Origin of the sequence: Microbacterium sp. PRC9 (genome assembly GCF_031844125.1) — a bacterium.
Classification (GTDB): domain Bacteria; phylum Actinomycetota; class Actinomycetes; order Actinomycetales; family Microbacteriaceae; genus Microbacterium.
Window position 1 is genome coordinate 23547 of record NZ_JAUZUR010000001.1, and the last position, 21973, is coordinate 45519.

Here is a 21973-nt window from a genome sequence, read left to right on the forward strand (position 1 = left end):
TGTTACTTGATGGCGGCGCTCACGTCGTCGACGAGCTTCTGCCACGTCGTCGTCGGGTCCTCGCCGTTGATGATGGCGGCCTCGGCGATGCCCCAGTACTGCCAGACCGAACCCATGGCCGGGATCGCGGGCATCGGCACCGCGTCGGCGCCGACGGCCTGGAAGCCGGCGATGATCGGGTCGGACGCAGCCGTGTCGGCAGCGGCGGTGAGGGCGGGCAGGATGTTGCCGGCCTTGAACAGCTCGAGCTGGACGTCCTCGGTGCCGATGTAGTTGACGAGGAAGTCGTTCGCGGCGACCTTGTTGTCGGACTCCGAGCTCACGAAGAAGCCCTTCACACCGGCGAACGGCTGGGCCGGGGCGCCGGTCGGGCTCGGGATCGTGTCGATCGCGACGTTGATGCCGGCGTCGGTGGCCGTGCCGACGTTCCACGGGCCGGTGAGCCAGAAGGCCGACTCGCCCTCGAGGAACTTGGTCTTGGCGATGTCACCGTCGATGTCGGTGTTGAAGTTGCCCGCGGCACCCTGGGCGCCGAGCCAGCTGGCGAACTGGAAGCCGCCCTCGCTGCCCATCTGCAGGTCGGTCGGGTCGTAGTTGCCCTCGGCGTCGGTGCCGAACACCGGAGCGCCGAACGCCGTCTGGAACGGGTACAGGTGGTACGGGTTGCCCTCGACGCCCTGCTCCACGACGAAGGGCGTGGTGAGGCCGGCGGCCTGGCCCTTGGCGATCATGTCGTCGAAGCTCGTGGCCGGCTCGGGGATGATGTCGGCGTTGCGGAGGATCGCGATGTTCTCGACCGCGTACGGGAGCATGTAGGTGGTGCCGTCGTAGTTCGAGGCCTGGAGCGCGACCGGGAGGTAGTCGCCGGCGGTGTCGCCGAGCTCGATCGGCGCCACGACGCCGTTGGTCGAGAGCTCGCCCAGCCAGTCGTGCGCACCCATGACCACGTCGGGGCCCTTGCCCGTCGGCGCCTGCTGGATGAAGTCGTCCTTGATCTTGCCGACGTCCTTGCCGACGAGGTCGACCTTGACACCGGTCTTCTCGCTGTACGCGTCGGCGGCGCCCTTCAGCGCGTCCACGCGCTCGGAGTCGACCCAGACGGTCAGCGTCGACGTGGCGTCGCCCTCGTCGGTCGAACCGGTGTCGTCACCGCTGCCCGCGCAACCCGCGAGGACGATCGACGCGACGGCGAGACCGCCGAGCGCGAGCCAGCTCTTCTTGTTCACCTTCATCGGTGCAGTGCCTCTCTGGAGTGCTGAGTGAGTCCGGCCGCACTGTCGGTCGCGACGGTGCGGGTTCGACTCTCGCCTGCGGAAATGCAAGCGCTTACATTTGTAACTCAGCAGACTGCATATGGCAACATCGGGCTCGGATCGATACCTCGCCGTGACTTTCAGCGCCCGCATGGAATCGCTTGCACATGGAGATCCGACTGGAACCGCTTGCAGCAGCATCTGTTCTCCCGCGCTGCACGGGAGCCGCCGATAGACTGCCCGCCATGGCAGATTCTTCGTTCGACATCGTCAGCAAGGTCGACCACCAGGAGGCGGAGAACGCCCTCAATCAGGCGCGCAAAGAGATCGAGCAGCGCTACGACTTCAAGGGCACCGGGGCCTCCGTCGAGTGGAGCGGTGAGTCCGTGCTCATCAAGGCCAGCACCGAGGAGCGCGCGAAGGCCGTGCTCGACGTCTTCCAGTCGAAGCTCATCAAGCGCGGCATCTCGCTGAAGAGCCTCGAGTCGGGCGAGCCCTTCGCCAGCGGCAAGGAATACCGCATCGTCTCGACGATCAAGGACGGCATCTCGACGGAGAACGCGAAGAAGATCTCGAAGATCATCCGCGATGAGGGGCCCAAGGGCGTCAAGTCGCAGATCCAGGGCGACGAGCTGCGCGTGCAGTCGAAGTCCCGCGACGACCTGCAGGAGGTTCAGCGCCTGCTGAAGGCGTCCGACCTCGACGTCGACCTCCAGTTCGTCAACTACCGCTGACGCGAGCCGCGATCGGGCTGAGACTCTTCAGACGGTCACGCTCGCGAGCCGCCTTACCGCCTCGGTGATCGTGTCGGGCGAGCAGGCGAGGTTCATCCGGGCATACCCCGCGCCTTGCCGACCGAACCTCGGTCCGCTCGACAGCGCCACACGTGCGCGCTCTTCGGCGATGACGGCGGGATCGTCTCCCCAGCCCAGGGCGGACATGTCCAGCCACGCCAGGTAGCTCGCCGAGGGGCGCCGAAGTCGCACCGCGGGCAGGTGCGCGGCGAGTTCGGCCTCGAGATGGTCGGCGTTGCCCTGCACCGCGGCGATCGTGCCGTCGAGCCATTCGCGGCTGTGGGCGAACCCTTCCCGCGTCGCGATCAGCCCGAACTGCCCCGCCCGGAAGGTGACCTCCTCCGGCAGCGAGCGGATGAGGTCGGTCATGCGGTCCGACGCAGACACGAACAGCGCCGTCTTCAACCCGGCGAGGTTGAATGCCTTGCTTGCCGACTCTGCGGCGATCCCGTGGGCCTGCGCCTGCGCCGAGACGGTGAGGTACGGCGTGAACTCGACGCCGTGATGGGTGAGCGGTGCGTGGATCTCGTCCGAGACGACGAATCCGTCGTGGCGGGCGACGATCCGGGAGAGCTCTTCGAGGGTCGCCCGGTCGTGGACCAGTCCGACGGGATTGTGCGGGCTGCACAGCAGCACGCCCTTCGCGCCCGCCGCCAGTGCGCGATCGATGCCCTCGAGGTCGAGCGCGTACGAGGATCCGTCGTCGTGCAGCGGCACTTCGACGACGGCTCCGCCGGCCTCGGGGATGAGGTCGTAGAACGGCGGATAGATCGGGGGCGTGATCACGACCCCGTCGCCGGGATCGATCAGTCGGCGGAGCGTCTCCACGATCACGACGCTGACATCGGTCGTGATGCCCATCCGCCCGATGTCCGGCTCCCATCCCCACGCGGCCGCGGCGTAATCGCGGAACGCCTCCCGCGCGCCGGGATCGAGAGGATTCACGTAGCCCGTGTCGCCCAGGTCGATCGCCTCGTGCAGCGCCTTCCTGATCGCCGGCGCCAGCGGGAAGTCCATCTCGGCGACGAACATCGGCAGCACGTCGTCGGCGTAGACGCCCCACTTCTCGCTCGTGCGCCGGCGGAGAGTCGTCATGGCGTCGGCCGACGTGGGGGTGGGCATCGTGGTTGCTCCTCAATCGCGATGGAAACTGACCCTACACTCGGGCCATGCGCTTCCTCCGGGCCGTGTTGTCGGCCGTCGTCGCGACGCTGCCGGTGCTGGTCGTCCTCCTCATCCCCTCGCTCGTCCGCAGCGACATCGACGGGGGCTCAGCCGCCGGTGTCGGCACCGCGATCCTCAATGCCGCGTTCATCGCAGCGGTCATCCTGATCCCTCGGGTGAACGGGTGGCTCGACCCGGAGGTGCCGGACTGGACGTCGTCGACGGCGATGGCCGCGGCGGGCCGCGTGTGGCGCAGCCGCATCTGGCTCGCGCTCCTCGCCGTCCTGGCGCTGCTGGCCATCCTCGCCGCGGGTCAGACGGCCGCGTACCTGCTGAGCCAGAACTCGCCGGCGGTCACCGACGGCACGCTCGACTACAGCCGCTTCCTCGCGCAGGAACTCGTCGTGTACCTGCTCGGATACGTGCTCTCGCTCACGACCTACGTGCTCCTCGTGCGCGTGCTCGCCCGCCGTGCGGAGTGACCGACCGGCTCAGGAACGATAAAGGCCCCGGGTGCTGGGGACACCCGGGGCCTGTCGTCGTCTGCTCTCGCACAACCAACCCCCCGGTTAGCGGCGCGTGACGACGGATGGGAAGGATTCTTGGGGAGGGCCTTCCCTGAGATGCTGGGGACATCTCCCCTACAGCTTAACCCGACTGTCTACAAGAGCGCTGTCCCCTCTTCGGGGGACATTTTCGTCCGGTAGGACGTACGCGCGAGCCCAGCGGTCGAGAGCATCGTACGCGATCGCACGAGGAGCGGGGCGGGAGAGGAAGACGTCGTGGATCGCACCCTCGACGCGGGCGATCGTGACGAGCCTGCCGATGCGGGTCGCGGCGCGGGCGATGTCGTCGACGACGAGCACGGAGTCCGTCGACGTCATCGACTCCCTCCACGACAGCGGCGGCGTCGAGCCGACCGACAGCAGCACCAGCGCCGGGCACGCGACGTCGACGCCGGCTGCGATGCGGCGATGCCCTTGCATCACGGCCGACAGCCACCCCGGCGCCGTCGGAAATCCGCGGTCGGGCCGCCAGACGGCGCGGTGCTCGTCGTGCGGCAGGGTGCCGATCTCGTCCTGCGCGCGCGTGTAGAACCCGAAGTCGACCGCGGGCTGCGTGCCGCGCGGGTCGAGCCTCGCCCGCATGTCCACCAGCGGCGCCAGTGCCTGACGACCCAGGGTGCCCAGCTGGAGCTCGAGCCACGGGCTGTTCAGCACGACCGCGTGCGCGCGGCCGGGGTGCCGAGCCGCCCAGAGGGTGAGGGTGAGGCCCCCGGTCGAGTGCCCCATCAGGACGAGCTTGCGACCTCCGCCGCGAGTGTCCGGTTCCGTCGGCGGCGGTTGTCCGGCTGTGTCCGCGGCGTGTCCCATCGCGCGCAGCGCGGCCGCGATGTCGACGTCGTAGTCATCGAGGGAATCGACGTACCCGGGCGCCTGCCCGTCTCGGAGGCTCCGCCCGTAGCGACGCAGGTCGAGCGCGTAGAAGCGCGCGCCGCGCCCCGTCCAGAACCGCGCGAGGTCGCGCTGGAAGAAGTAGTCCGACCAGCCGTGCACGTAGAGCACGTCGACGTCGCGCAGCGGGGCGAACAGGGTCAGGAGCGGATTCGGGATGCTGCGCACCAGCGTCGCGACCAGCGGCCCGTGCTCACCGTCCACGCCGAGCGGCAGCGTCAGCTGCTCGAACGGCTCCCCCAGGATGTCGGGGACCCACGTCAGGGATGGCCCGGCCATGCCCCTCAGCCTAGGGGCGGCGTTCCGACAAGCTCAACGACCGGCGGCGGCGCGGGAGATCGTCACCATCTCGTCGCGGGGCACGACCTTGATGCGCGCCCGCTCGTGGGGTGCACCGAGGGCCATCTCGTGCTCGTCGAGGCGGTGCCAGCCGTCGAGGTCGGTCCAGGCCACACCGCGCTCGGCGAGGAGCGCCGGGATGGCCGCCTCCGACGGGTCGGCAGGCTGCCACCAGGTGCCCTGGTCGTTGATGAGGTGACGGACGGTCTCCATCGCGTCGGATTTGGTGTGGCCGATGAGGCCGACCGGGCCGCGCTTGATCCATCCGGTGGCGTACACGCCGTTGACGCGCTGGTTCGAGTCCTTGCTCAGCACCTGGCCCTCGCGGTTCGGGATGACGCCGTGGCGCTTGTCGAACGGCACGCCCGGCAGGGGCGATCCGAAGTACCCGACGGCGCGGTAGAGGGCCTGGATCGGCACCTCGCGCAGCTCGCCGGTGCCGACGACGCCGCCTTCCCCGTCGGGACGCGTGCGCTCGTAGACGAGGGCGGACACGCGGCCCTCGGCATCCGTCTTCACTTCGATCGGCTTGGCGTAGAAGTGCAGGTGAAGGCGGCGCGACGCCGTGCCGCCGGCGTTGTTGACCGAGTCGCGCTTGCGCCAGGACTGCAGCACACGGTCGATGACCATGACCTGCTTGTTGCTGGCGATGGCGGCGCGGGCCGCGTCGTCGTAGTCGAAGTCCTCGTCGTAGACGACCATGTCGACGTCGCGCAGCTCGCCGAGCTCGCGGAGCTCCAGCGGGGTGAACTTCACGTTCGCCGGACCGCGACGGCCGAACACGTGCACGTCGGTCACGTTCGAGGCGACGAGGCCCTCGTGGACGTTGTCGGGGATCTCGGTCGGCAGCAGGTCTTGCGCGTGCTTGGCCAGCATGCGCGACACATCGAGTGCGACGTTGCCGTTGCCGATGACGGCGACGGATGCTGCCTCCAGCGGCCACTCGCGCGGCACATCCGGGTGCCCGTCGAACCAGCTCACGAAGTCGGCGGCACCGTACGACCCGACGGCGTCGATGCCGGGGATCTCGAGGTCGGTGTCGCGGATCGCGCCGGTGGCGAAGATGACCGCGTTGTAGTGGTGCTTGAGGTCGTCGAGGGTGATGTCCTCGCCGAAGCGCACGTTGCCGAAGAGGCGGATGTCGCCGCGGTCGAGCACCTCGCGCAGGGCCGTGATGATGCCCTTGATGCGGGGGTGGTCGGGGGCGACGCCGTAGCGGACCAGCCCGTACGGTGCGGGCAGCTGCTCGAACAGGTCGATCGACACGTCGAACTTGCGCTCGGCCTTCAGCAGGATGTCGGCGGCGTAGATGCCCGCCGGTCCTGCGCCGACGATCGCCAGTCGGAGCTTGGTCATGGTGGTCCTTTCGGGAGGTCGGCTCGTCGCGTCCCCCGGTCGTTGAGCGAGATGTCGACTCGCTTCGCTCGCTCGACCCGGGTCTGCGCGAGACGAAACGCGGGTACGTCTAACTGGAGCGGTCGGCGACGGCCTGGGCGAACCGGGTGAGGGCCTCCCGCACCGCGCCGTCGGGCAGCGGCGCGAGCGCCTCGATCGCCTCGGTCGACCACGCGTTGGCGAGGTCGAGGGTCGCCTGGGTGGCCTCGTGGTCGCGCAGCTGCGCGAGCGGCTCGTCGAGGATCGCGGGGTCAGCGCCGTCGGCGATGCGCGCCACGCCCTCGTCGATGCGGTCGCGCAGGTCGACGGAGGCGGCATCGGTCCGCTGCCCGAGCACGAGGTACGGCATGGTCGGCACGCCGGCCCGCAGGTCCGTGCCGGGCACCTTGCCGGTCTCGTCGGGGTCGGCCGAGAGGTCGATGACGTCGTCGAGCAGCTGGAACGCTACGCCGGCCTTCTCGCCGAACGTCACCATCGGCTGCTCGAACTGCTTGGGCCCGTTGGAGAACACGATGCCCGACTGCGCGGCCGCCGCGATGAGCGAACCCGTCTTGTCGGAAAGCACCTGGAGGTAGAACGCGACGCGGTCCTCCTCGTCGGACGGCCCGACCGTCTCGTGCATCTGCCCGAGCACGAGCCGCTCGAACGTGTCGGCCTGCAGCCGGATGGCGTCCTCGCCGTGGCGCGCCATGATCTGGCTCGCGCGGGAGAACAGCAGGTCTCCGGTGAGGATCGCGATGTTGTTGCCCCACACGGCGTGCGCACTGGGGACGCCGCGACGCTTGTCGGCGGCATCCATCACGTCGTCGTGGTAGAGGGATCCGAGATGCGTCATCTCCAGAGCGGTCGCGGCGTCGATCACCTCGTCGGTGGCGCCGTCGCCGAGCTGAGCGGTCAACAGCGACAGCATGGGACGGATGCGCTTGCCGCCGGCGTCGTAGAGGTACCGGCTGGTCGCGTCGGCGAGGGTGTCGGCCACGCGCAGCTCGCGCTCGAGGGCGCTGTCGACGCGCTTGAGCCCCGCCTCGACGGTCTTGAGCAGGCCGCGCGATCGCGCGCCCGCGAAGATGCGGTCGGTGAGGCCCAGCTTGCCCGCGATATGCGAGCCCGGCGCTGTCGGTGTCACACGCCCAGCCTACCGGGGGCGCGTTTCGTCGCGGTCCGCCGAGCGGCGACCGCTGCTAGGCCTGGGGTTTCGTGGCGCGGTGCAGCGCGACGATGCCCATCGAGAGGTTGCGGTGCGCCACGTCGGTCCAGCCGGCCTGGCGGATCCACGCCGACAGCGTGCGCTGGTCGGGCCAGTCGCGGATCGACTCGTTCAGGTAGTCGTAGGCCTCGGCGTTCGAGCTGACGGACTTCGCGACGACCGGCAGCACACGGTCGTTGTAGAAGCGATACAGGCCGTTGAACGCCTTCGACGGCGGGTGCGAGAACTCGCAGACGACGAGGCGCCCGCCGGGCTTCGTGACACGCAGCAGCTCGCTCAGCGCCTTCTTCGGCTCGTTCACGTTGCGCAGCCCGAACGACATCGTGACCGCGTCGAACTCGTCGTCGCCGAAGGGCAGGTCGGTCGCGTCGGCCTGCACGAAGGAGAGATTCCGGATGCCGCTGTGCCGGCGTCGTCCCTCGGCGATCATGCCGGGCGAGAAGTCCGCCGCGACCACCGTGGCGCCCCGGCCCGCGAGGGCGACGCTCGAGGCGCCCGTGCCCGCGGCGAGGTCGAGGATGCGCTGCCCGGCGCGCGGGTTCACCGCGCGGGTCGTCGCGGCGCGCCAGAACCGGTCGTTGCCCATGCTCAGCACGGTGTTGGTGCGGTCGTAGCCGGCCGCGACCTGGTCGAACATGCCGCTCACGCGCGACGGGTCCTTGTGGAGGTCGGCGCGGTTCGGCTCGGGATCGGAGGGGTGGGATGCCACGGCTTCGAGTCTAGGCGGCGGTGCCGTCTGTGCCGGGGCCGCCGTCGCCCGCGGCTGCGAAGGAGACGGGTGGGGGCGGCGCGACGGCGTCGGAGGACGCGAGCCGGGCGAGCCACGCATCGGGCGTCGCGTCATCGAACGGCGCCTCCGCCGCCGCGACGCGGCGCTCGAGGTCCACGGCGAGCGCCTCGAGCCTGTCGACGAGGTCGAGCGGATAGCCGTACGCGACGCGGTGCTCATCCCACTCGTCACGGTCGTCGATGAACAGCCCGCGCCCGTCGATCGCCTTCACGACGTCGAGGTCCATGTCGATGCCGCGGGGTTCGTGGCCCTCCCAGCGGATGTCCCACGCGACGTCGATGTAGATGCGCACGCGCCGCGGCGCCCCGTGGACTGTCATCGCGTAGTCGCCGCTCGGCGGGATGAGGGTGACGTTGGGTCCGTCGGCGAGGAACTCGAGCCCCGGACGGACGTTGCGCCAGCCGGAGGGCTGACCGACCCAGTCGCCCCACCGGTCCCTGCCGAGGTAGATGCAGTCGTTGACCCAGTGCGGGCCGCCGTCCCACTTGCGCCAGCGGAACTGGAGCGGGGCTCCGGGCTCGGGGCGGTCGGAATCCGGGTGACCTGAGAGGTGCATCGGGGTCGGCACCCGCCTCAGTGTAGGGCTGTATCAGTCTCTTCCCGCCATCCCTCCTCCACGGTGGCCGCAACCTCGCGGCCCTTGAGGAGAGAAGTCCGAAAATGGCTGCAACATCCGGCGGCTCGTCGCGAAAGCGCACGTCCGCTCCTCGGGCGGAACTGGGTGCCTCCGCTCCGCTCTACATCGACGGCGACGACGTCATTCCCGGCGAGGTCATCGTCACGCTCAAAGCCGACGCCGCCGATGCGATGACGGCATCCGTGCCCATCCACCCCGGCGGCCGCGGCGTCTCGATGGCCGATTCGCTGGGGGTGTCGGGCGTCGACGCCGTGCTCGCACGCCTCGGTGCCTACGACATCACCCGGCTCGCCCCGCCCTCGCAGGGCATTGCGCGCTCCGTGATGGCCCTGGACGGCGTGCCCGAGCCCGAGGAATCGATCCTCGGTCGCTCGTTCCGCGTCCGCATCGACGCGAAGGTCGCCCCCGACAAGGCGGCGGCTGAGCTCGACGCCCTCGACGAGGTCGAGGTCGCCGAGCCGAACCGGTGGCGGGAGGCCAGCGTCATCCCTGACGACCCGCAGTTCGGGGCGCAGTGGGGGCTGACCAAGATCAACGCCCCGGACGCGTGGGACGTCACGAAGGGATCCGCGAGCGTCGTCGTGGCGGTCATCGACTCGGGCGTCGACCTCGACCACCCCGAGCTGGCGCCGCTGCTGGTCCCGGGGTTCGACATGGTCGATCTGGGTCCGAACCCGACGCCGAACCCGGGGTGGCGCTTCGAGGGCGACTTCGCGGGGCGCGACGCGATCCCCGAGGACGAGGTCGGCCACGGCACGCACGTCGCGGGCACCATCGCCGCCGTGTCCAACAACGCCGTCGGCGTCGCGGGCGTCGGGTGGCAGACACGGATCATGCCGATCAAGGCGCTCACCCGGGTCGTGCGCATCAGCGACGGCCGCGTGAGCGGCACGGGCTCGTCGGCCGACGTCGCCGCGGCCATCCGGTACGCGGCCGACAACGGCGCCCACGTCATCAACATGAGCCTCGGCAGCCCGTCCTCGACCTCGGTCGAGGCGAGCGCGGTGGCGTACGCGGTGAGCAAGGGCGTGGTCGTCGTGGCCGCGATGGGCAACGACGGCAGCTCTTCGCCGAGCTTCCCCGCGGCCTACCCGGACGTGATCGCGGTCGCCGCGATCCAGTCGAACGAGTCGCGCGCGGCGTTCTCGCAGACCGGACCGCACATCGACATCTCGGCGCCAGGCGTCGGCATCCTGTCGACGTACCTCGCCGGCGGCCTCGCCACGATGGCCGGCACATCGATGGCCTCGCCGCACGTGGCGGGTGTCGCGGCACTCGTGAAGGCGGTCAAGCCGAGCCTGACGGCGACCGAGATCGGCGACATCCTCCGCTCGACGGCGAAGCCGCTGCGCGACGTCGCGAGCGATCCCGTGCCGAACGACAGGTACGGCTGGGGACTGCTCGACGCCAGTGCGGCGGTGCTGAAGGCGCGAGGGCCGATCGTCCTCAAGCCGACGATCACCGTCAAGCTGCGCACTCCGGTGGTGGCCTGCCTACCGAGGACGATCACCCTCCCGGAGTGCGGGACGATCAAGACCGTCCTTCCGCTGCAGTGCAAGAAGATCAAGTCGATCCACATCGCGTGCCCCGTGACGACGACGGTGACCAAGGTGCCGACCACCGTGACGGGCCCGGGACCCGGACCCCAGCCCGGCGGCGCCGACCCGTTCGGCGTCGAGCAGGGCGACTACGAGGCCGGCTTCGCCGCCGGCTATGCCGCGGCGATCGAGGAGCTCCAGTCCGGCGGCGGCGACGCCTACGGCGAGGGGCTGTTCGACGAGTGATCGCCGACGCGACCATGGTGCGGACGGATGCGGGCACCACCCCGCATCCGTCCGTCACCGCTCTGCGCGCGGTGGGGCTGCTGGGTCCCACCGAGCTGTTGCGCGCCGAGCCCGTCGACCTCTCCCGCGCCCACGGGGTGTGGGCCGTGCACCTGCCGGACGGCCGCCGCGTGGTCGTCAAGTCCGGCGCGTTCACGCCGCCCACCGACGGATCGACCGACTCCGCCCAGGAAGGACTCGGCGCGGAGCTGTTCGTGCAGCGCATGGCGCGCTGGTGCCTCCCCCTGCAGGACGCGATCCCGTCGCCTGCGGCCGTCGACGAGGAGCACGGCATCCTCGTCGTGGAGGACCTCGGTGCGGGGCACCCGGCGTCGCTCGCCCTCGTCTCCGGCACGATCGGTGACGAGGATGCCTTCTTGCGTCTCCTCGGTGCCCGCGTGGGCGCCGTGCATCGCGCCACCGCCGGACTGCCGTTGCCGCCGGCGCGCCCGCCGCTCGTGCTCCACGTGCTGCGCGCGGGCGAGCGTGGCGACGCGCTCGGCCTCGCCGCGGCCACGCGCGACCTCATCGGCTTCCTTCGCGCGCAGCCGGCCCTGATGGCCGCAGCCGCGCGTCTGCGCACGCCCGCAGGGCGCGCTCTCGTGCACCACGACCTCAAGTGGGACAACGTGGCCGTCGCACCCGGCCCCTCCCCCGTCATCGTCGACTGGGAGCTCGCGGGGGCGGGCGATCCGGCTTGGGATCTCGGATGCCTCGTCGCCGAGCATCTGCTGCGCGGCAGGTCGGCCGCGGCCGGGCTGCCGTCGACGGGCCGTGAGCTCGTGCGCGGTTACGGCGACGCCGCGCGGATCTCGTCGCGCGCCACGGGACTCTTCGCGGAGCGCGTCGCGCTGGCCGCGGTGCTGCGCCTCGCGCAGTTCGCCCTCGAGGTCGCCGAGCGGAGCGAGCACGGCGACGAGGAGCAGTCCCACGGGCTCGCGGGCCTCGCGATCGGACACCAGGATCACCTGTCCGCACTGACGGAGGAGCTGCGCTCATGCCTCGCACGATGAGTTCCCGAGCCGCGGCCGAGGCGGCGGTCGCCCGCGGCGAGCGCGCCGCCGAGGCGACCCTGCGCGCACTGAGCCGGGCCCTCGCGCTCGTCGAGGCCTCGGACGACGCACGCGAACTGCGCGGGGGCGCTCCGACCGGGGTGGAGATCGAGAACCCCCTCGCGGAGTGGCTGTATGCGAACTGGTGGACCGCCGAGTCCGGCGATGCGATCACACCACCGGAGCGCACCCTCGTCGCCCCTCCCGCGTTCCCCCGCGTCGGCCTGCTCGAGGCGATGCGACGCCGGGCGGCGGGCACGTCCGAGGCGTGGATCGTGCTCGCCGTGGGCGATGGGACGGTCACGGTCGTGGCATCCCGGCCTCCCTCCTCCGCCCCGCCGGGCCACGTCCGCATCGCGACGGACCGCATCGTCTCGTCCTCGCGGCCCGGCTGCCGCCCCGCCCCGGGCGACCTGGTGACGATCACCCGAGGGTCGTCGGGATGGGACCGCGCGTCGGGATGGTGGTGGGCGCATTCCGGTGAGGGCGTCCCCGACGGCCCCCTCGACCGCTGGTACACGCACTCCCGCTCTCCGGAGGACTCGGCTGCCCTGCTGCCTGCGCTGATGGGCGCGTTCGCAGACGCCGGGAGCGCCTTCTCGCTCAAGTGCCTGCCCACTCCCGCCGGGTACGGACGGCCCGATGCGCTCGTCGTCTACACGCCTCGGGTCGTCCGGGCGCGGGTGGCTGCGTCGCTCCGTCGGCAGGCCGTCGACATCGCGCCGCACGTCGATGCCTCGATCCCGCCCACGACGCGACGCATCGCCCGGGGCATCGGGATGTCGGAGGATCCCGCCGACGGCACCAGCTTCGGTCAGCTGCGAACGGCCCAGGTCGCCGCGATCGCGGCGATGACCGCGAACACGGATGCTGCGCCCCACCGTCTGCGCGAGGCCGCCGACGCGGTCGGCCTCGACGTGACACGCCCCTGGAGGGCACGACCATGACTGCGGTCGCCCTGGCCCCTGGTGCGCCGGCCGCGGTGCGGTCGCCCGCCGAACTCGGCATCGCCGCGATCGTGCTGGCACGCCGCCTCGCTGCCGACGTGGGCGTCGACGACCGCGGAGCGCCGCAGTGGATCGGCGACGAGATCGACCTCGCCGCGAGCCTCGACGGATCCGTCCTGAAGACCGGGCCCGTCGACGACGGCCTCCTCACCGGGCGGGCAGGCATCGCCCTCGCCCTCGCGGCGGCGGCACGGCACGCGCGCGACGCATCCCTGTCACTGCTCGCGCAGGCGACGCTCGCCGACGTTCTCGACCGCCGCCGTGCCGCGCGGCGCGGACAGCTCGGCTGGCAGAGCGGAGACCTGGGGATCGCGATCGCCGCCGAGCGGATCGCGGACCTGCTCGGCCGGCCCGACCTCGCGCACGGAGGCCGTGTGCTCGCCGCGCGCGCGGTCGCGGCGCTCGCGACGGCGGACGACTCGTGGCTCCCCGGGTACGCGGACCTTCTCGACGGCTCGGCGGGCCATCTGCTCGCCGTGCTCGCCGCCGCACTGCCGGCGAGCGCGGAGCGGCATCGGGCGGCGGCCGCCGAGCGGCTCGTGCGCGACCTGCGCGCTCGCGCCGTCGTCGACGTCTGCGGCGCTCGCTGGCCGATGGCCGACGGCGACCGTGCGGTCACCGGCCTCGCCCACGGTTCCTCGGGCATCGGGTTGGCGCTGCTCGCCGCGGATTGGGCGGGCGTCGTCGGCGCGGACCGAGCGCTCGCCGATGCCGCGTGGACGTGGGAGGACGCGGGCTACGGCGCCGAGGACGGCGGCTGGTACGACCTGCGCCTGGATGAGCCGGCGATCGGTCTGGCATGGTGCCACGGAGCTCCAGGGATCGGGATCGCGGCGGCGCTCCGCTCGCGCATCGACGGTGGCGATGCCTTCGAGGGCGAAGCGACCTACCTGCGCGCACTCCGCTCGATCCAGCGCGCCCGGCGCGAGTTCCCCGATGAGCAAGGCGACGACGCCACCCTGTGCCACGGCCGCTCCGGCATCGTCGAACTGCACCTGGCCGGCGCCGAGGCGGTGTGGTCCACCGATGCCGCGTCCCGCGAAGAGCACCGGCGCGCGGCACGGTCCGAGGCATCCGTCATCGCCGCCGGCATCGCTGCCGACGGGAGCACGACGTTCAGCCACGGCGTGCGGGGCGGCCGGTCGCCGGCGGTCCTCGACGGCACCGCGGGCGTCGTGCTGACGCTGCTGCGCTGCGCCGGTCCCCTGGCGAGCGTCGCGCACCCGCCGCTGCGGCTGCGGTGACTCAGCGCACGTCGCCGGCGGGCGGCTCCTCGAGCGGCTCGTCGACGGGCATGAGGCCGATGTCGCGCGTCTCAGCGCCGCCTTCTCCCCCGAAGCCGACCCACGAGTCGGGCTCGGCGATCCTCACGCCTGACACGGCCTGCGCACGATCCGCATAGTCGGCGACCGACTCGTCGACCGTGGCGATGAACACATCGGGCAGCTCCGGCGCGGGCGGCGAGACCGACTCGGCGCCGGCGTCGCGAAGGCCTGCCTCGATGGTGCCCTGGTCGGCATCGGGGTCGACGGTGATCAGATAGCGCACGCTCACGCGGCCATCCTCACCCCGGCGCTGCGGCACGCACAAGGGCGGCGGCGACCGGCGTCGGGCCCGGATCGGCGAGTCTAGGCTGGAGTCGTGACACCTTCGCGCCGCCCGCCTGCGCTGGTGGTCGAGACCCGCGAGATCGAGCACGTCGACGACCTCCTCGCCTACGCCTCTCCCGGTGAGCCCCTCGCCTGGCTGAGACGCGGCGACGGCATCGTCGGCATCGGCCAGCTGGGCGGTTACGAGCGCGGACCCCACTCCGCTCCCGGCGTCGACCCGGCGGCGCTGCCGTCGGCGGCAGAGACGTGGCGTCAGATCGCCGCGACCGCGGAGATCGATGATCCCCTCGGTCTCCCCGGAACGGGGCTGATCGCGTTCGGCACGCTCGTCTTCGACGAGAGGTCGTCGGCCACGAGCCGGCTCGTGATCCCGCAGGCCGTCATCGGGCGCCACCGCGGACGCTCATGGGTGACGCGCATCGCACGCGTCGCCGCCGACCTCGGCGACGCCGTCGTCGAGCCCGCGCCTTACGGCCCGTACTGGTCGGCCACGCTCGGCCCCGGCACGCTCAATCCCGCCGGCTACCAGGCCGCGGTCCGCGAGGCCGTCGACGCGATCGTGCGCGGAGAACTCGAGAAGGTCGTGCTCGCGCGTGATCTCGTCGGCACGATCCCCGCCGGTGCCGACGTGCGCCGCCTGGTGCGCGCCCTCGCCGACGACTACCCCGATACCTGGACCTTCGCCGTCGACGGTCTCATCGGGGCGAGCCCGGAGACCCTCGTCACCGCTTCGCGCGGCGTGGTGACCGCACGCGTGCTCGCCGGGACGATCCCGCGCGGGACCGATGCGCACGATGACACCGAGGCATCCACCTCCCTCGCGCACAGCGCGAAGGACCTCGACGAGCACCGCTTCGCCGTGCAGAGCGTGCTCGCGAAGCTGGGGCCGCACGTGCGTCATCTGCGGGCCGATCCCGAGCCGTTCACGCTCAAGCTGCCGAACCTGTGGCACCTCGCGACCGACGTCGCGGGCGACCTGGCCGACCACGCCTCGGCCCTCGACCTGGTGGCCGAACTGCACCCCACCGCAGCTGTGGCCGGCACGCCGACCGACGCTGCGCTCGAGCTGATCCGCCGGCTCGAGCCGTTCGACCGCGGCCGCTACGCCGGGCCGGTCGGCTGGATCGACGGCGACGGCAACGGCGAGTGGGCCATCGCCCTGCGCTGCGCGCAGATCGGGGGGGAGCCGCCCCGCAACGTCGCCGAGTACAGCGCGACGATCCCGGTCGTCGCCCACGCGGGCGCCGGGATCGTCGCCCAGAGCAACCCCGACAAGGAGCTGCTCGAGACCAGGGTCAAGTTCCGCCCGATCGTCGACGCGCTCGCCTGAGAGGCGGCCCCGCCGGGCGACGTCAGCCGGGTTCGGGGCGCGCTGCGCACATTCGGGGCGCATCGGGTGCGCCCCGGACGCACCTCCTGCGCCCCAACCCGGGAGGACGGAGACGTCACGTCACACCGAGCGCTGATACGCGCGGATCGAGCGCACCGCCCAGACGAACGCCAGTGCGGCGAGCACCGCGAGGCCGCCGAGCTGCCACCAGCCGTTCGCAGGGTGATCGCCGGTGAGACCGCCGCGGCCGAGCTCGACCGCCCACGTCATGGGGTTCCAGCGCGAGACGTCCTGGACCCACTCGGGCATCAGGTCGGCCGGCATCATCGTCGTCGACAGGAACGTGGCCGGCAGCACGATGAGCTGCGACAGGCTGATCAGCGCGATCTGACTGCGCGAGATGAGGGCCACCGCCGTCGAGGCGCAGCAGAAGATCGTCGCGAGCAGCGTCGCGATGCCGAGGGCGACGAGCATGCCGCCCACCCCGCCCGGGTACCGCGCACCGGCGAGCCAGCCGATGCCGAGCACGACGAGCGACTGCGCGAGGTTGATGATCAGCTGCTGCGTCAGCTGCCCGGTGATGATCGCCGACCGCGACACCGGCGAGGTCAGGTACTGATCCATGACACCCGAATTGATGTCGTCGATGTAGCCGGTCCCCGCCCAAGCCCCCGAGTAGAGGACGGTCATCATGAGGATGCCGGGCACGAGGTAGTCGATGTAGCCGGCACCGCCGAACTGCGGCAGCGCGCCGAGCGACTGGAAGACCTGCCCGAACAGCACGATCCAGATGACGGGCTGAATCAGCGACATGACCGGCCCCCACACCTGGCGCAGGGTCGCGATCAGCCAGCGGCGCAGCACCTGGCCGGCCTGCGTGAACCAGCCCGCGCGAGGCGCGGCGCCGGTGAGGGCGAGAGTCGTCATGCTGCGGCTCCTTCCGTGAGGGCAGGCGCTGCCGCGTCGCCGAAGGTGTGGCCGACGAAGTGCAGGTACACGTCGTCGAGGGTGGGGTGGGATGCCGCGACCTGGCCGAAGCGGATGCCCGCGGCATCCAATGCTCCGATGACGGCCCCGACCGCCGCCGAGGCGTCGTCGGTGCGTGCAGCGAGGACGCCGTCGACACCCGATGCCTCGATCACCACGTCCCGCAGGCCCGCCACGCGCCCGATGGCCGCGCGCACGGCGGCGGGGTCGGGCTCCACGAGCGAGACCCGCAGCGAGTCGCCGTGCAGCGCCGCCTTGAGCTCGCCGGGCGTGCCCTGCACGACCGCGCGGCCGCGGTTGACGAGGAGCAGCTCGTCGGCGAGCCGGTCGGCCTCCTCCATGTAGTGGGTCGTCAGCACCACGGTGAGCGACTCCTCCCCGGAGAGACGGCGGATCTCCGCCCACATGGTGGCGCGTGCCTCGGGGTCGAGTCCCGTGGTGGGCTCGTCCAGGAAGAGCACGCGCGGCCGGTGCACGAGCGCCGCAGCGACGTCGAGTCGCCGGCGCATGCCGCCGGAGAAGGTTCCGACCGGACGACGGGATGCCTCGGCCAGCCCGAACTCGTCGAGCAGACGCGCGGCGCGGCCGCGGGCCTCACCCGGTGCGACGCCGCGCAGCCGTGCGGCGATCTCGAGGTTCTCGCGGGCGGTGAGGAGCGGATCCGTGCTCGCGCCCTGGGACACGTAGCCGATGGCGGCGCGGACCGACGCCGGGTCGGTGGTGACGTCGTGCCCCGCGACGACGGCGGTGCCGCTCGTCGGGCGGGACAGCGTCGTGAGGATCTTGGTCGTCGTGGACTTGCCGGCGCCGTTCGGGCCGAGGAGGCCGAACACGCGGCCGGCGGGGACCGAGAACGCGAGGCCGTCGAGCGCTCGGACGCCTGGCTTCCGGCCGCGACCCGGATAGACCTTGACGAGGTCGGTGGCGACGATCGCGCGATCGTCGGCGATGGAGTTTTCGGGCATGGCGAAGCATCCCTTCCTGCGAACGGGTGGTTGAGGGGTCGGGCGGCGCGCGGCGTCGCCCGACGTGTCAGGACTTCTTCTCGGGGCTGAAGAGCATGCGTGCAAGGACGAGCATCATGACCGCGAATCCGCCGACGAAGGCGACCGGCGCCCACCACCAGCCCACGGTGAACACGAGCACCGCGATGACGGCGAAGGTCACCAGCCAGATGACGGCGCTGTAGATGCCGAAGCGTGCGGCGGTCTCGGGCTCGCGCTCGAACCGGTTCGGCGGTTCGCTCGTGTGCGCCTGGCGCGTCCATGCCTTGTGGCGGTTCGTCTGGCTCGCTCCGAGGAACGCGAACAGGATGATCGAGGCGATGATGCCGAGCGCCGCGAACACAACGCCCCACACCGGCATCGAACCGAGGGCGACGAGAGCGACGAAGCCGAGCCCGTACGCGCCGAGCAGCGTGGCGAGGAAGTACCCGGCGGCGCGGTTCTGCGGCATCGGGTGGTTGGTGGTCGTCTCCTGCGAGAGCGAGTCGCCGACGAGGAGGCCGAGGGCGGTCGCCGCGAACCCGAAGGCGCCGATCTGGGCACCGAGCGGAATCGGCCACACGCCGGCTGCCCCGAGGATGCCGAGCGTGATGCCGATCACCGCGGCGATGGACCACACCACCGCCCGCACGACGAAGCCGGGCTTCGGACGCACGCGATGACGCTGCTGCAGGGCCGCATAGCCGTCCGCGTGCGGGCGGGGCGCAGCATCCGTCGTCGCATCGAGAAGGGCACGCACATCGCCGAGCTCGGCGATCGCTCGGTGCGCGGCCTCGGTCGGCGGCACTCCCGCCGCCTCGAGTTCGTCGGCGCGGGCGACGAGGTTGGCGCGCACCTCCTCCTTCAGGTCCTGGGCGTCGGGCGTCATCTCGATGCCCTGGAACGCCTCGTCGAGGAGGCGATGGATGTCGGTGTTCATTGCTGGCTCTCCTTCACGTCGAGCAGTGAGTCGATGATGCGCCGGGTCGCGGTCCAGGCCGCGACGTTGCCGCGGAAGACCGCGCGGCCGGCGTCGGTGATGCGGTAGTACTTGCGACGGCCGCCCTGGGACTCGTCGCCCCAGTACGACTCGACGAGTCCGTCCTTCTCGAGCCGGCGGTACGTGGCGTACAGCGTCGCCTCTTTGATCTCGTGATCGCCGCCGGTCGCATCGCGGATCGCCTTGTAGATCTCGAAGCCGTACGCGTCGCCGCGCCGCAGCACACCGAGCACGATCGTGTCGGTGTGGCCGCGCAGCAGGTCGGCCGCGAACGCGTCGTCTTGTGTCATGTCAAGTACTGTATCACGTCAAGTACTCATGAACATCGACTACTTTGCGAGCTCGAATACCCGCCCTCTCCACGACGAACGCCTCCCTGCCGGTGATCCGGCGGGGAGGCGTTCGGTGCGCGCAGCGGTCAGGTGGCCGCGAGGCGCCGCTTCTCGGCTTCGACGTCGAACGTCGCCTTCGGCCAGTGCGGGTCGATGTCCTCGAGCGCCTCCAGCAGCAGATTCTGGACGGCGAGCCGCGCGTACCACTTGTGGTCGGCGGGCACGACGAACCAGGGCGCGTGCTCGGTCGACGTGCGCTCGAACACGGTCTGGTACGCCGCCATGTACTGCGGCCACAGCTCACGCTCGTCGACGTCGGTCGGGTTGTACTTCCAGTGCTTGTCGAGACGGTTGAGGCGCTGCATCAGGCGCTTCTTCTGCTCATCCGGCGAGATGTGCAGCATCACCTTGACCACCCTCGTACCCGAATCGGTCAGCTGACGCTCGAAGTCGTTGATCGCCGCGTAGCGACGCTCGATCTCCTGCTCGGGGGCCAGGCGCCTGACCCGGCCGATGAGCACGTCCTCGTAGTGCGAGCGGTCGAAGACGCCGATCATGCCCGAGACGGGAAGCCGCTGCTTCACCCGCCACAGGAAGTCGTGCTTCAGCTCTTCCTCCGTGGGCTTCTTGAACGCCGAGAGCACGATGCCCTGCGGGTCGACGGAGCCCACGACGTGACGGATGATGCCGCCCTTGCCGGCGGAGTCCATCGCCTGCAGCACCAGCAGCACTGAAGCGTTCGTCGCATCGACGCGGCTGCGCGCGTACAGACGCTCCTGGTACTCGTCGAGCTCGGCCGCGCCGGACTGGAGGTCGTCGGCCGCGTGGGCCTTGTCCTTCTCGTATCCCGGGGTCGAGCGGGTGTCGACGTCGGCGAGGACGAAGCCCTCCCCGACACGGAGGAGATCGGCGACGTCGCCGCTCCAGTGCTTCTGCCTCGAGGCGATCATGGAGCCATCATGGCGGATGCCGCGGGCTCAGCGCTCGAGCGGAACCTCGATGAGCTGACGACCGCCGGCCGGCGATGTGAGCACCTGGTCGAGCGCCGCCCGCGTCGTGACCCGGCGGTACTCCCAGCCGTACGCAAGTGCGAGCTGCTCGAGGCGCACGGTGTGCGGGGTCAGCAGCACCCGGTCCATCACGTCGGCGCCCGCGACGGCTGCCACCTCGAGCCCGTCGAAGATCGTGCCGCCGCCGTCGTTGCCGACGATCAGCTGGAGGCGCGGCTCGTGCTCCTGTGGCGGCAGGAGCATCGCGCCGGCGTCGTGGAGCAGCGCGAGATCGCCGAGGATCACGCGCGTCACCCCCGCGCCTCCGCCGGACTGGCTCGCGAGGGCGATGCCGGTCGCCGTGGCGATCGTCCCGTCTATGCCGGCGAGCCCGCGGTTGGCATGCACCGGCACCTTCTTGCCCGGGAGCACCTGGTCGGCGACGCGCACCAGCCGCGACGAGCCGAACACGAGGCGGTCATGGGGCCACGTCGCGCGCCAGACGGCGTCGACGAGCGCAGCACGGTCGACGGGCGCGCGGATCACGCCGAGCTCCGCCGCGATCGCTCCGAGCCTCTCCCCCGGCACCGCCGACGAGAGACCGTCGGCATCGGGCGCCGGCGGCGTGAGATCGACGGATGCTGCGCGCGACGCCTGCATCCACTCCCCGAGCCATTCGCGGTCGGGGTCGCCCGTGGCGACCGCGATGCGGTCGGCGGCCAGGGTGGCGCCGTTGAGGTTGAGCGGCTCGCCCGGACCCCGGACCGCGACGACCTCGATCTCGGGGTCGGAGAGCAGCGCGGCGGTCTCTCTGCTGAGAGTCGGGTGGCCGAGCACGACGACCCGTTCGATGCGGCCGCCCAGGTGGGGGTCGCGCAGCAGCGCGCGGTAGCCGTGCACGAGCTGACGCCCGAAGCGCGCACCGCTCACGATCTCGGCGACGAGTGGCCACGCGCCGACGTGGGCGAGCTCCTCCGCGTCGGGACCGGCGTCGGACCCCGCGAGCACGATGGTCCGGGGACCGCGCTCGAGCACGAGCGGCGCGTCCTCCGGCTCGGTCGGGAGGTCGGCCTCGCCGATGCCGCCACCGCCCTGATACAGGGCACCGGATGCCTCGTCCTCGGCGTCGATCGCCACCGGGGGGCCGTCGGGGTCGTCGACGACGGCGGTCTCGAGCTCGGCGGCGGGTACGCCCATCCACGCGGGGAGGGCGCCCGACAGCGGCTCGCGGTACGGCAGGTTCAGGTGCACCGGACCCGGCGACCGCGTGCCCGCGCCCAGCGCCGCGGCGACCGCGTCCTCGGCGAGGAGTCGGAGCATCGCGCTCTGCTCGTGTGTGCCGTCGGGATCGGGCGCCTCGGGCACCGGCACGTCGGTCTCGAGCCGCACGGTGGGCGCGAACATCCCCGGCTGGCGCGTGGTCTGGTTCGCACCGACCCCGCGCAGCTCCGGGGGGCGGTCGGCCGTGAGCAGCAGCAGCGGCACGCCGGCGTGATGGGCCTCGAGTGCGGCAGGCAGCAGGTTCGCGACCGCGGTGCCCGACGTGCAGACCACGGCCGCCGGCATCCGTGTCTCGCGTCCGATGCCGAGCGCCGTGAAGCCCGCGACGCGCTCGTCGATGCGGACGTGGAGGCGGAGGACGCCCCGCCGCTCGAGCTCGGCGGCGACCAGGGCGAGCGCCTGCGAGCGCGAGCCCGGGCTCAGCACGACGTGGCGCACCCCGAGCTCGACGAGCCGGCACAGCAATGCCGCGGCGGCGTCGGTCGCGGGCGCCGGGTCGAGCGCGGCAGCTGGTTCGAGTGCTGGGGCGCTGTCGGAGTCGGTCAC

Annotated in this window: 21 protein-coding genes; 7 read left to right on the forward strand and 14 right to left on the reverse strand. The window is 71.5% G+C overall.

The features are described from left to right. Window positions 1-2: 2 nt before the first annotated feature. Window positions 3-1232 (reverse strand): maltose ABC transporter substrate-binding protein, encoded by a 1230-nt coding sequence (locus Q9R33_RS00120; protein WP_056368941.1) that lies wholly within the window; start codon window positions 1230-1232, stop codon window positions 3-5. Window positions 1233-1498: 266 nt separating this feature from the next. Here Q9R33_RS00120 and Q9R33_RS00125 point away from each other — a divergent pair, with 266 nt between their 5' ends. Continuing rightward, window positions 1499-1987 carry a YajQ family cyclic di-GMP-binding protein gene (locus Q9R33_RS00125; RefSeq protein WP_311292470.1) on the forward strand — a complete coding sequence of 163 codons (489 nt, stop codon included), beginning with the start codon at window positions 1499-1501 and terminating at the stop codon, window positions 1985-1987. A gap of 27 nt (window positions 1988-2014) precedes the next feature. Here the strand turns inward: Q9R33_RS00125 and Q9R33_RS00130 are convergent, their stop codons facing one another. Further along, window positions 2015-3169 (reverse strand): aminotransferase class I/II-fold pyridoxal phosphate-dependent enzyme, encoded by a 1155-nt coding sequence (locus Q9R33_RS00130; RefSeq protein ID WP_311292471.1) that lies wholly within the window; start codon window positions 3167-3169, stop codon window positions 2015-2017. 47 nt (window positions 3170-3216) lie between these two features. Here Q9R33_RS00130 and Q9R33_RS00135 point away from each other — a divergent pair, with 47 nt between their 5' ends. Next, window positions 3217-3693, forward strand: a complete 477-nt coding sequence (locus Q9R33_RS00135) for a hypothetical protein (RefSeq protein ID WP_056368935.1) — start codon at window positions 3217-3219, stop codon at window positions 3691-3693. 159 nt (window positions 3694-3852) lie between these two features. Here Q9R33_RS00135 and Q9R33_RS00140 read toward each other — a convergent pair whose 3' ends face one another. The 5 genes from Q9R33_RS00140 to Q9R33_RS00160 all read right to left on the reverse strand — a co-directional run bounded on the left by Q9R33_RS00140 (window position 3853) and on the right by Q9R33_RS00160 (window position 8964). Further along, entirely contained in the window at window positions 3853-4944 is a 1092-nt protein-coding gene (locus tag Q9R33_RS00140; RefSeq protein ID WP_311292472.1) for an alpha/beta hydrolase, read from the reverse strand. A 33-nt stretch (window positions 4945-4977) separates the two neighbouring features. Continuing rightward, window positions 4978-6360 (reverse strand): FAD-dependent oxidoreductase, encoded by a 1383-nt coding sequence (locus Q9R33_RS00145; RefSeq protein ID WP_310245045.1) that lies wholly within the window; start codon window positions 6358-6360, stop codon window positions 4978-4980. Between the two features lie 109 nt (window positions 6361-6469). Continuing rightward, window positions 6470-7525, reverse strand: a complete 1056-nt coding sequence (locus Q9R33_RS00150) for a polyprenyl synthetase family protein (RefSeq protein WP_311292473.1) — start codon at window positions 7523-7525, stop codon at window positions 6470-6472. A gap of 55 nt (window positions 7526-7580) precedes the next feature. Then, window positions 7581-8315, reverse strand: a complete 735-nt coding sequence (locus tag Q9R33_RS00155) for a demethylmenaquinone methyltransferase (protein WP_311292474.1) — start codon at window positions 8313-8315, stop codon at window positions 7581-7583. 10 nt (window positions 8316-8325) lie between these two features. Further along, complete coding sequence (locus Q9R33_RS00160; protein ID WP_310245044.1) at window positions 8326-8964, reverse strand: DUF402 domain-containing protein; 639 nt, start codon at window positions 8962-8964, stop codon at window positions 8326-8328. 92 nt (window positions 8965-9056) lie between these two features. Here Q9R33_RS00160 and Q9R33_RS00165 point away from each other — a divergent pair, with 92 nt between their 5' ends. Genes Q9R33_RS00165 through Q9R33_RS00180 form a run of 4 tightly spaced genes read left to right on the forward strand, consistent with a single transcriptional unit; the run spans window position 9057 to window position 14159 of the window. Further along, the gene (locus Q9R33_RS00165; protein WP_311292475.1) at window positions 9057-10817 is read left to right on the forward strand and encodes a S8 family serine peptidase; all 1761 of its coding nucleotides are present in this window, start codon (window positions 9057-9059) and stop codon (window positions 10815-10817) included. Further along, on the forward strand, window positions 10814-11869 hold the full coding sequence (locus Q9R33_RS00170; RefSeq protein ID WP_311292476.1) for a phosphotransferase: 1056 nt from the start codon (window positions 10814-10816) through the stop codon (window positions 11867-11869). Before Q9R33_RS00165 ends, Q9R33_RS00170 begins: the two co-directional genes overlap by 4 nt. After that, window positions 11866-12855, forward strand: a complete 990-nt coding sequence (locus Q9R33_RS00175) for a T3SS effector HopA1 family protein (RefSeq protein ID WP_311292477.1) — start codon at window positions 11866-11868, stop codon at window positions 12853-12855. Before Q9R33_RS00170 ends, Q9R33_RS00175 begins: the two co-directional genes overlap by 4 nt. Beyond that, complete coding sequence (locus tag Q9R33_RS00180) at window positions 12852-14159, forward strand: lanthionine synthetase LanC family protein (RefSeq protein ID WP_311292478.1); 1308 nt, start codon at window positions 12852-12854, stop codon at window positions 14157-14159. The genes Q9R33_RS00175 and Q9R33_RS00180 overlap by 4 nt, the downstream gene beginning before the upstream one ends. Before the next feature lies 1 nt (window position 14160). On the opposite strand, the gene Q9R33_RS00185 is transcribed toward Q9R33_RS00180, so the two are convergent. Next, on the reverse strand, window positions 14161-14469 hold the full coding sequence (locus Q9R33_RS00185) for a hypothetical protein (RefSeq protein ID WP_311292479.1): 309 nt from the start codon (window positions 14467-14469) through the stop codon (window positions 14161-14163). A gap of 87 nt (window positions 14470-14556) precedes the next feature. Between Q9R33_RS00185 and Q9R33_RS00190 the strand changes: the two genes are divergently transcribed. Next, a complete protein-coding gene (locus tag Q9R33_RS00190) occupies window positions 14557-15855 on the forward strand; it encodes a chorismate-binding protein (protein WP_311292480.1) in 1299 nt (432 codons plus the stop codon). 120 nt (window positions 15856-15975) lie between these two features. On the opposite strand, the gene Q9R33_RS00195 is transcribed toward Q9R33_RS00190, so the two are convergent. The 6 genes from Q9R33_RS00195 to menD all read right to left on the reverse strand — a co-directional run bounded on the left by Q9R33_RS00195 (window position 15976) and on the right by menD (window position 21973). After that, window positions 15976-16782, reverse strand: coding sequence for an ABC transporter permease (locus tag Q9R33_RS00195; protein ID WP_311292481.1), 807 nt, complete (start codon window positions 16780-16782; stop codon window positions 15976-15978). Further along, entirely contained in the window at window positions 16779-17807 is a 1029-nt protein-coding gene (locus Q9R33_RS00200) for an ATP-binding cassette domain-containing protein (RefSeq protein WP_056368910.1), read from the reverse strand. The genes Q9R33_RS00195 and Q9R33_RS00200 overlap by 4 nt, the downstream gene beginning before the upstream one ends. A 67-nt stretch (window positions 17808-17874) precedes the next feature. Next, window positions 17875-18765: a permease prefix domain 1-containing protein gene (locus Q9R33_RS00205; protein ID WP_311292482.1), complete on the reverse strand. Its 891-nt coding sequence runs from the start codon at window positions 18763-18765 to the stop codon at window positions 17875-17877. Then, entirely contained in the window at window positions 18762-19115 is a 354-nt protein-coding gene (locus tag Q9R33_RS00210; protein WP_056368906.1) for a PadR family transcriptional regulator, read from the reverse strand. Before Q9R33_RS00210 ends, Q9R33_RS00205 begins: the two co-directional genes overlap by 4 nt. Before the next feature lie 128 nt (window positions 19116-19243). Then, window positions 19244-20107: a polyphosphate kinase 2 family protein gene (locus tag Q9R33_RS00215; protein ID WP_311292483.1), complete on the reverse strand. Its 864-nt coding sequence runs from the start codon at window positions 20105-20107 to the stop codon at window positions 19244-19246. A gap of 27 nt (window positions 20108-20134) precedes the next feature. Continuing rightward, window positions 20135-21973 (reverse strand): 2-succinyl-5-enolpyruvyl-6-hydroxy-3-cyclohexene-1-carboxylic-acid synthase, encoded by a 1839-nt coding sequence (menD, locus tag Q9R33_RS00220; protein WP_311292484.1) that lies wholly within the window; start codon window positions 21971-21973, stop codon window positions 20135-20137.

Coding starts and splice junctions, on each gene's coding strand:
- Q9R33_RS00125 (WP_311292470.1), top strand. CDS start 1,499: ATGGCAGATTCTTCGTTCGACATCGTCAGCAAGGTCGACCACCAGGAG.
- Q9R33_RS00210 (WP_056368906.1), bottom strand. CDS start 19,115: ATGACACAAGACGACGCGTTCGCGGCCGACCTGCTGCGCGGCCACACC.
- Q9R33_RS00165 (WP_311292475.1), top strand. CDS start 9,057: ATGGCTGCAACATCCGGCGGCTCGTCGCGAAAGCGCACGTCCGCTCCT.
- Q9R33_RS00195 (WP_311292481.1), bottom strand. CDS start 16,782: ATGACGACTCTCGCCCTCACCGGCGCCGCGCCTCGCGCGGGCTGGTTC.
- Q9R33_RS00135 (WP_056368935.1), top strand. CDS start 3,217: ATGCGCTTCCTCCGGGCCGTGTTGTCGGCCGTCGTCGCGACGCTGCCG.
- Q9R33_RS00130 (WP_311292471.1), bottom strand. CDS start 3,169: ATGCCCACCCCCACGTCGGCCGACGCCATGACGACTCTCCGCCGGCGC.
- Q9R33_RS00205 (WP_311292482.1), bottom strand. CDS start 18,765: ATGAACACCGACATCCATCGCCTCCTCGACGAGGCGTTCCAGGGCATC.
- Q9R33_RS00175 (WP_311292477.1), top strand. CDS start 11,866: ATGAGTTCCCGAGCCGCGGCCGAGGCGGCGGTCGCCCGCGGCGAGCGC.
- Q9R33_RS00180 (WP_311292478.1), top strand. CDS start 12,852: ATGACTGCGGTCGCCCTGGCCCCTGGTGCGCCGGCCGCGGTGCGGTCG.
- Q9R33_RS00145 (WP_310245045.1), bottom strand. CDS start 6,360: ATGACCAAGCTCCGACTGGCGATCGTCGGCGCAGGACCGGCGGGCATC.
- Q9R33_RS00215 (WP_311292483.1), bottom strand. CDS start 20,107: ATGATCGCCTCGAGGCAGAAGCACTGGAGCGGCGACGTCGCCGATCTC.
- Q9R33_RS00140 (WP_311292472.1), bottom strand. CDS start 4,944: ATGGCCGGGCCATCCCTGACGTGGGTCCCCGACATCCTGGGGGAGCCG.
- Q9R33_RS00120 (WP_056368941.1), bottom strand. CDS start 1,232: ATGAAGGTGAACAAGAAGAGCTGGCTCGCGCTCGGCGGTCTCGCCGTC.
- Q9R33_RS00200 (WP_056368910.1), bottom strand. CDS start 17,807: ATGCCCGAAAACTCCATCGCCGACGATCGCGCGATCGTCGCCACCGAC.